This is a genomic window from Oscillospiraceae bacterium (assembly GCA_009780275.1).
Classification (GTDB): domain Bacteria; phylum Bacillota; class Clostridia; order Oscillospirales; family UBA929; genus WRAI01.
Genome location: WRAI01000033.1, coordinates 20,371 through 28,290, shown reverse-complemented (window position 1 = coordinate 28,290; position 7,920 = coordinate 20,371). Strand labels below are relative to the sequence as shown.

7 protein-coding genes are annotated in these 7,920 nt (G+C 51.7%); 5 read left to right on the top strand and 2 right to left on the bottom strand.

Features of this window, described 5'->3' with window-relative positions:
• Window positions 1–1,251: extracellular solute-binding protein (locus tag FWE06_09205; GenBank protein MCL2547337.1), on the bottom strand; the 1,251-nt coding region annotated here is incomplete at its 3' end.
• 96 nt (window positions 1,252–1,347) lie between these two features.
• Window positions 1,348–2,976 (bottom strand): extracellular solute-binding protein, encoded by a 1,629-nt coding sequence (locus tag FWE06_09200; protein ID MCL2547336.1) that lies wholly within the window; start codon window positions 2,974–2,976, stop codon window positions 1,348–1,350.
• Window positions 2,977–3,612: 636 nt separating this feature from the next.
• On the opposite strand from FWE06_09200, the gene FWE06_09195 reads away from it, so the two are divergent.
• Genes FWE06_09195 through FWE06_09175 form a run of 5 tightly spaced genes read left to right on the top strand, consistent with a single transcriptional unit; the run spans window position 3,613 to window position 7,884 of the window.
• Window positions 3,613–4,635, top strand: coding sequence for a peptidoglycan bridge formation glycyltransferase FemA/FemB family protein (locus FWE06_09195; protein ID MCL2547335.1), 1,023 nt, complete (start codon window positions 3,613–3,615; stop codon window positions 4,633–4,635).
• Window positions 4,636–4,681: 46 nt separating this feature from the next.
• On the top strand, window positions 4,682–5,767 hold the full coding sequence (gene alr, locus FWE06_09190; protein ID MCL2547334.1) for an alanine racemase: 1,086 nt from the start codon (window positions 4,682–4,684) through the stop codon (window positions 5,765–5,767).
• Window positions 5,760–6,878: an aminotransferase class V-fold PLP-dependent enzyme gene (locus FWE06_09185; protein MCL2547333.1), complete on the top strand. Its 1,119-nt coding sequence runs from the start codon at window positions 5,760–5,762 to the stop codon at window positions 6,876–6,878. The genes alr and FWE06_09185 overlap by 8 nt, the downstream gene beginning before the upstream one ends.
• The gene (locus FWE06_09180) at window positions 6,875–7,204 is read left to right on the top strand and encodes a cyclic-di-AMP receptor (GenBank protein ID MCL2547332.1); all 330 of its coding nucleotides are present in this window, start codon (window positions 6,875–6,877) and stop codon (window positions 7,202–7,204) included. The genes FWE06_09185 and FWE06_09180 overlap by 4 nt, the downstream gene beginning before the upstream one ends.
• On the top strand, window positions 7,204–7,884 hold the full coding sequence (locus FWE06_09175) for a hypothetical protein (GenBank protein MCL2547331.1): 681 nt from the start codon (window positions 7,204–7,206) through the stop codon (window positions 7,882–7,884). The genes FWE06_09180 and FWE06_09175 overlap by 1 nt, the downstream gene beginning before the upstream one ends.
• The last annotated feature ends 36 nt before the right edge of the window (window positions 7,885–7,920 follow it).

Sequence of the window (7,920 nt, the reverse complement as noted above, 5' to 3'; positions counted from 1 at the left end):
CAAACCGTAACTGAACGGACGAGGTACACCGTCGTCGCCTTCTACCGGGTTAAAGACCGGTACCGGCGCGATGCGCAATTCTGATGGGAAGTTGCGCAATTGCGCGGTGCGCACCATGCTGCGCAAATGTGCCAACGAACCAAACGCCATCGCGTCACCGTTGCCGCGTGGCAACAGGGTGCGCCAATTTTGCAGTTCCCAGTCATTACGCGCGGCACCTTCGTGGATATACAAGTTGTATACTTCGGTCAGCCATGTAATATATTCGGGTGCCGTGATGGTCAATTGTACTTCGGTTTGCCACCAGCCGTTTTGCTCGTCTCTTGTCCGTTCGGGAAACGGCACGTCATCACGTACGAGTTCAACAACTTCCATAATTTGGTAAGGTGCTTGGTAGGGGAACAGACCCCAGCCGGTAAACCCAAAACCGCGGCCTTCGGTGGTCATGGCACTGGCGGTACGCACAAACTGCGACCAATTCCAGTTTCCATTTTGCCAGTGTTCAAAGGGCGTCACTTCGCCATATTGGTCGAACAAGGCTTTGTCAAAGATGGTGTACTTGGTGAACTCATCGGCACAGCCGACAGCGATGGTACCAAAGTAGTGACTGTTCCACTGGAAGAAGGCCATCGCGTTGCGGTCATAAAGCGTATTGTAGTACAGGCTCAGATGTTGCTCATAAGGCAACAGCGAGCGCAACATGCCGCGGGCGGGCAGTACGGGAAAATGGTTTTCCGCCATTTGCATAAAATCAGGCGACTCACCTGCTGCAACGGCGGCAGCCAATACATTCATTTGGTTCCACAGCGGCACAACTTCAACATTTACTTGGGCAGCGGCCCCGTGAGTGGCTTGCCATACTTGTACAGCCTCGTAAAAGCCGTTTGGCACGGTTTCGCCGCCGGCGCGCAGGCCATCCCAGTCATTTTCATTCAAAAACGTGAGTTCCAGCTGATCACGAGTCAGTTCGTTGCCGCCGGGTTCGGGAAAGTCGACCACCGGCGCGATACGGGTGTCAGACGTTACGAACTCCGAGCCGACAGCGGCCAGGGTGTGGATTTCATTGCCATCTTCGACAACATTCCAGTCCTCATTGCGTTCCATGTTCCAACGACGTTCTTGCTCTTCGCGATTTTCAGCTTGCGGGCGCTCGACGTAGCCTACGTTGCCATCGTCGCGCCGACACGCAGTCAACGACAAGAGTGCCACAAGCATAGCACAGGCTAACAGAATTGATGCGATACGTTTCATTATGTGTTTCCTCCATATTCATACTTTGTTAATTTTTTTGTTGTGCAGACCAAACCCGCGGCCGAGCTCTCGCTCGACCGCGGAGGGGTTTTGATGTTATTCGTCGGCTTCCTCGTCAGCATCACCACCGGCGACAGTGCCTTCTTCCTCTTCACTGCCGGGGGGCGGAGCGGCCGCCTGCTGCTCCTCTTGCTGTTGGCGATATGCCTCTTCGGCCGCACGTGCCATATCGTTAAAAGTATCTATCTTGTCTTGCAACAGCATGGCCGCTGCGTCGATAATGGCTGTGACAGTGTAACCGCCGTCACCGTAATAAATGGAGTTAAAGTAGTGCCCTTCAACAATTTCAAAAGTATCACCGACACCAATAATCGGGTCAAACACACGGTAAACCGCGTCTTGATACCATCGTATCATCTCGAGTTCTTCTTCTGTTGCGTGGCTGTAAAGTTCATGCGGCCGGAATTCATTGAGTGACTGCATAACCAAGGTTTCCAAGCGCATGTATGCCGCCGCGCCAACAGGGTTGCGCGAATTGCGTGCCAAGGAGTATGCCCACACCGTTATGGGCGAGCGGATGACGGGGTTGCCTTCGGCATCTGTCTCCGGCACAGGATCAAAGTACGGCAACGGCGCAATACGCAGCTGTGCCGGACGATTGCGGCGTTCAATCTCTTGCCGCATACCGACAAAGCGGTTGATGTTGGTAAAGACCATGGCGTCAATGCCACCTTGGATGTGCGTCGGCCAATTTTGCAGTTCCCAGTCGTTACGTGCGCCGCCGACTTCTTGATAGAGGTTGGCGACTTCGGTCAGCCATGTAATGTAACGGGGATCGCGGATGGTCAGTTCGACTTGTCCGCCATCGACAGTTTCTACCATGGGGAAAGGACCATTTTGCGGCAGCAGCCCCCAGCCGGTAAAGCCAAAGCCACCTTCTGTCGTCATGTCACGCGCTGTTTGCACGAATTGTGACCAGTTCCAGTTTCCATTTTCCCAGTGTTCAAACGGTGTAACGACACCGCGCTCGTCGAAGAGCGTTTTGTTATATACGGTGTAGAAGATACTATCTTCAAAGCCGGTAACGGCACGGCCGTTGACGATGGCCCACGGCGTTGTGCCTGCCCAGGAGAATTGTTCCATCAGCTCAAAGTCAAAAATGTCGTCGCGGCCTAAGCCCAAATCCGCTCTAAAGTTTCTGAGGTCATAGGTCAAGCGGCGTGCCGGCCAAAGCGGGAAGTTTTGCTCGTTGGAGGGCACGATGTCAGGCGGATCACCCGCCATAACGCCGGTGGCAAGCATGTTAGTATGTTCGCCGAGCGCGACCGTTTGGATGGTAACTTCGCCGTGCTCAAAAGTTGATTCCCACGCGTTGGTGGCAATAAATTGATGGTGCGGCGCAGTGCGCTGTAAATCCAAAATGAACTCCCAGTTGACGGTCATCATTGTGGTGACGCGATGTTCGTAATCGTGCTCCAACTCGTTGATTTTCATGCCTTGGACAAAGTACGAGTTATATACCATTGAGCCGTCTTCATGCGTCCATGGACGGAACTCGTCGCCGTAACGGGTGTCATCGTACAGCACATCGACCTCATCAATATAATCCGGTTCAGGTGTGTGCTCACGCTCAGGCGGTTCGCCGCCCCAGTTGCAACCGGTCAATCCGGCACTCAGCCCGAGTACCATCACAGCCGCCAGCAGTAAGCCTAAGACTTTTTTCATGTTACGCTCCTCCTTGTTTATTGCATTATTGTATGCTCGTATGTAATGCTCGATTTCTGCACGCGGATACGCACCCACATGTAAACTGTGCGTTAATTATACGCAAAATCTATTGTCTTGGCAAGAGGCGGTTTGCCGCTCACTGTCGTAGCTTTTCGGCATTTTGACGGGAGTAGCGGCTATCTTTGTGCTGAAAAAGTTTCGAAAACCACAAAAGATAGTTCTTTTTCACCCTTTTGGGCAAAGCGCAAAATTTCCTGCGTCATGCCAAAACACCACTGCAACCACTATATTCAGCACCTTTGCAGGCATAGACCCCACATCTTGTGGGGTTGTCGTGCCCTTTGTGCAATTTGCCCACTTGTCCACATACATAAAGCAGATTAAGAAATTTTTGGCAAGCATGGATTTTCATGGATTTTTTTTTGCGAGTGTGTTATGATAGGGGTGTGTAAGAGTGGGATATATAGTGTTTGACGATGCGTGACAACACTATATGTGCTGTGATTTCGTGTGTACAGCGCATTGAGGCTACCGCACCCTGCGCTGCGAAACAGCGGTAAGAGCAGAGCCCTTGCTCTACAGCTTATCTCTAAAAATTCACTGCAGCTAATTGCTAATTAAAGGAGCATTTTCATGACCATTCACCCCGTCACCGATGATATGTTACCCCAATACGAACAATTTGTCCAGTTGCATCCCAAGGGGCATTTTATGCAGTCCCGAGCATGGGGCAAGGTCAAGTCTGACTGGCAATGGCACGCTTTTGTCGCCCGCAATGATGCCGGTAAAATTATCGGCAGTATGGCTTTGCTCATTCGCAAACTACCGGGCTTACCGTATACCTTGGCGTACGGCTGCCGCGGGCCGGTTTGCGATGTTTGTGACACTGCACTGACCACTGCGCTGCTCAATTATGCTAAGCAACTTGCAAGAAAACATAAAGCATATCTCATCAAACTGGATCCTGATTTGCCGCTCGACAGCCCGTTTGCCGCGATTGCCGAATCGTGCGGGTTTAAGCTGCCGGTACAATCGAAGAACTTTGAATCTATCCAGCCGCGGTTTGTTTTCCGCTTACCGCTGACGGATAAAAATGCCGAGACCGTTATGGCCGGTTTTCACCACAAGTGGCGATATAACATTCGCTTGGCTGAGCGCAAAGAGGTAACAGTAACCGTCGACAATACTCAAACTGCCGAATTTTCCAGACTCATGATCGAAACAGGCGAACGCGACGGCTTCGGCGTGCGCAACGAGGCGTATTTTAAGCGTATGCTGGACGAATTGGGCACGCACGCACGGCTGTATATGGCAGATATCGACGGCGAGTATGTCGCCGGTTCGTTGGCTATCGGCTACGGCGACAAGGTGTGGTATCTCTACGGTGCGTCGGACACCGCGCATCGCAACTATATGCCAAGCTACTTGCTGCAATGGCACATGATGCAATGGGCATTGGCGCGCGACGCGCGGCTCTATGATTTTCGCGGCGTATCCGGTGATCTGGACGAGAACAACCCGTTGTACGGGCTGTATCGGTTTAAAAAGGGCTTTGGCGGCGACTTTACCGAGTTCGCAGGCGAGTTTGACTGTGTGTTGAAGCCATTGGTAAACAAGGTGTATTTGCTGGGACAAAAGGTTCGGAAAAAACTATAGGAGGATGCGCCCCCCTGCACAAGATAATTTCACGAGGTTACATACTATGAAGCACATCCTCATCAACACCAACGCCATCGTCAATAACTTGCGTCGTGTGCATGAACTTGCCGGTGACGCCCGCGTCATTGCCGTGCTAAAGGGCAACGCCTACGGCATGGGCTTGCTTGAAATTGCCGAGATTTTGGCACAGGAGGGGATTGACTTCTTTGCCGTGACGGAAGTCGATGATGCCGTAACATTGCGTGACGCGGGACATTCGGCCGATATTCTCTTGTTGCGCTCGACGGCCGAATTGCAAGATATAACTGCCGCGCTTGACGCGGCGTGCATTTTGACCATTGGCGGTGATGAGGCACTGTCAGCCGCCAGCCGCGTTGCGACAGAGCGCGGCGTCAAAGCAAGGGCGCACATTGAAATTGATATCGGTATGGGGCGGTACGGCTACGGCACGCACGAGTTCAACAAGATAATCGCTGCTTACGAGCAAGCTCACATAACCATTGAGGGTATTTACGCGCATTTTCCCGCCGCATTCGGCAAGATTAGGCCGACGTTGGCGCAAAAGGCTGTATTCGACAGCGTATTGACACATTTGAAATCGAAAAACATCGACATTGGCATGGTGCATCTTGCCAACAGTTCGGCACTTTTTTTTGTCGATGGCACGCGATACGACGCAGTACGCATCGGCTCAGCATTGACGGGGCGATTGCCGCGTGTTTTGAACAACAGCGGACTGACATCGGCAACCAAGGTTCAATGTGCCGTTTCCGACATACGCGAGTTGCCCAAAGGCTCGACGATTGGCTATGCGAGTGTTTTTAAGACCAAACGACTGACTAAGATTGCCATTCTGCCCATCGGCGGTGCTGACGGGTTCTGCCTGGCAAAAGTGCGTGACAGCTATCGCTTTCGTGACGCGTTGGGTTACGCGCTGTCTGAGATCAAAGGCTGGCTGACGGGCAAGAAGATTACTGTCAAACTAAACGGCCGGCGCATACCCGTCCTCGGGCATGTTGGTATGGGACATACCGTCATTGATATGACAAGGCTTGATGTTAAGATTGGGCAAATAGTCGAGGTAGATGTTAATCCTGTATATGCAAAGTTGCCCAGAGCTTATGAATAATCACGCAGGGCGCAGTAACCTCAATGTGCCGCCAGCCCCTTTATTAAACACATTGCAAGCCCATGCCGACAGCAAGCCCATTCTGTTTCATATGCCGGGGCATAAGGGGTCCATTGCCATTGATGCGGTGCTGGATGTCACCGAATTGCCATTCAGTGGCGATTTGTACCGCGACACGTGGGGCAGCGACAGTCCCATACGACAAGCCGAGGCGTTGTGGGCCAACGACTTCAACACGAAATATGCCCTATTTTTGACCAATGGCGCGACGCAGGGCATCCAGGCGGCTTTGTACGCCATGACAACACGCAGCGATACCATTATATTGGATGAATGCGCCCATACAGCGTTTGGGCATGTGATGACATTGTTAGGACTGCGAGCGATTGTGCTGCCGCGGGATGGTGGCCGAATTTCATCGGTTGGGTTGGACAAATTATTGGCGGCGCACCCGAATTGCAAGCTGGTCTGTGTGACTTCGCCGACATACTATGGTATATGCTGCGACATTCCCGCGCTTGCCAATGTGGCGCATAGCCATGGCACAAAATTGTTTGTCGATGCTGCACACGGCGCGCATTTCCCTTACGCAGGGTTGGGCTTTCCCGCTGAAAATGCCGACTGTTTTGTTGTTTCGGCACACAAAACATTGCGAGCATTGGGGCAAAGTGCTGTGCTGTTTTGCCAAAATGATGCGTTGTATGATACACTGAGAGAGACGACCAAGATTTTCGGCACGAGCAGTCCATCGTATTTGCTGATGGCAAGCTTGGATATGGCGCGATTTCACGCCGATACGCACCGTGCCGATTGGCAGACATTGGTGTTAAACATGCAGAATGCAAAATATGGTGTGCAGAACGATGACCCGACTCGGCTTGTTGCTCCCGTTGAATGCGGTGAGATGACAGCTAAAACATTGCGCGAGCACTACAATTTTTGGGTCGAGGCGTATGACGCGCAGCATATTATTTGCATTGTGACGCCGGGAGACGATTTGGCAGCACTTGACGCATTGCAACAATGCAACATTAAAGCCACAGAAAATAGAATTAAAAATGTAACCCATTTCCCACATTCATTACCAATACACGAGGAGGAACTTTTATGAAATTAGTCCTGGCCATCGTCAATCACGATGATGCACATGCCGTAATTCACAACCTCACGCAAGGCGGCTACCCTGTTACTAAGCTGGCAACCACCGGCGGATTTTTGCAGGTGGGCAACGTCACACTCATTATGGGCGTAGAGGAAGAAAAGCTGGAAGGTGCCATTGACATCATCCGCAAATCGAGTACATCACGCCATCAAATTATTCCCACTACGGCCGAGACGGGCGCGGGTACGGGCTTCTACTCGGCATTGCCCGTCAATGTCACCGTCGGCGGTGCGACGGTTTTTGTATTGGGCATTGATGAGTTTCATAAATTTTAATGTCACACGCCATTTTACTCGTTAGCAATGACGCTGACGCCCTGCTGCAGGCAGCTCTTCAGCGTGGATGCCAAGCCCTTGCGCCGACGGATAAAGATCCGAAGGTGCACCCTGATTGTCATATTTTAGACAATCAGGGTAAGGATATTACTGTTGATTTGGTGCGTGCCTGGCGACAAACAGCACATTATTTGCCCAACGAAGCCGCACAACATGTCTTTATCATGCCCCATGCCGACCGCATGAATCAAGCGGCACAAAACGCTTTGCTCTCACTGCTCGAGGAACCGCCCACGCCTTGCCTCTTTTTGCTGCTCTGCCGCAGTCAAGACGCGTTGTTGCCAACGGTGCGGTCGCGATTGCAAATTACAACGATGAGAAGCCGGGAATTGGGCATACAAAATGAAGCGGCAACGGTTTGGGCGGAGTCTGTGTACGCGGCGTTGGGCAATGAATTGGCTTTGTTGAAGCAACTATTGTCAGTTGAAAAATTGCCACGAATTGAGCTGTGCCAATATTTGGAGTGCTTGTTGGCATATATCTGGGCACAAAAAGGTTTGACCAATCGTGATTTATTCATTATAATAGAACATGTTAAGGCTGCCCGCGCGACATTGGACAGCAATGTCGGCAATGGACATGTGCTGGCGGCGTTATGTGCCAACATAGCAACGGCATAGGGAGAGCACCGTAACCCTAACACACTACACGCAACG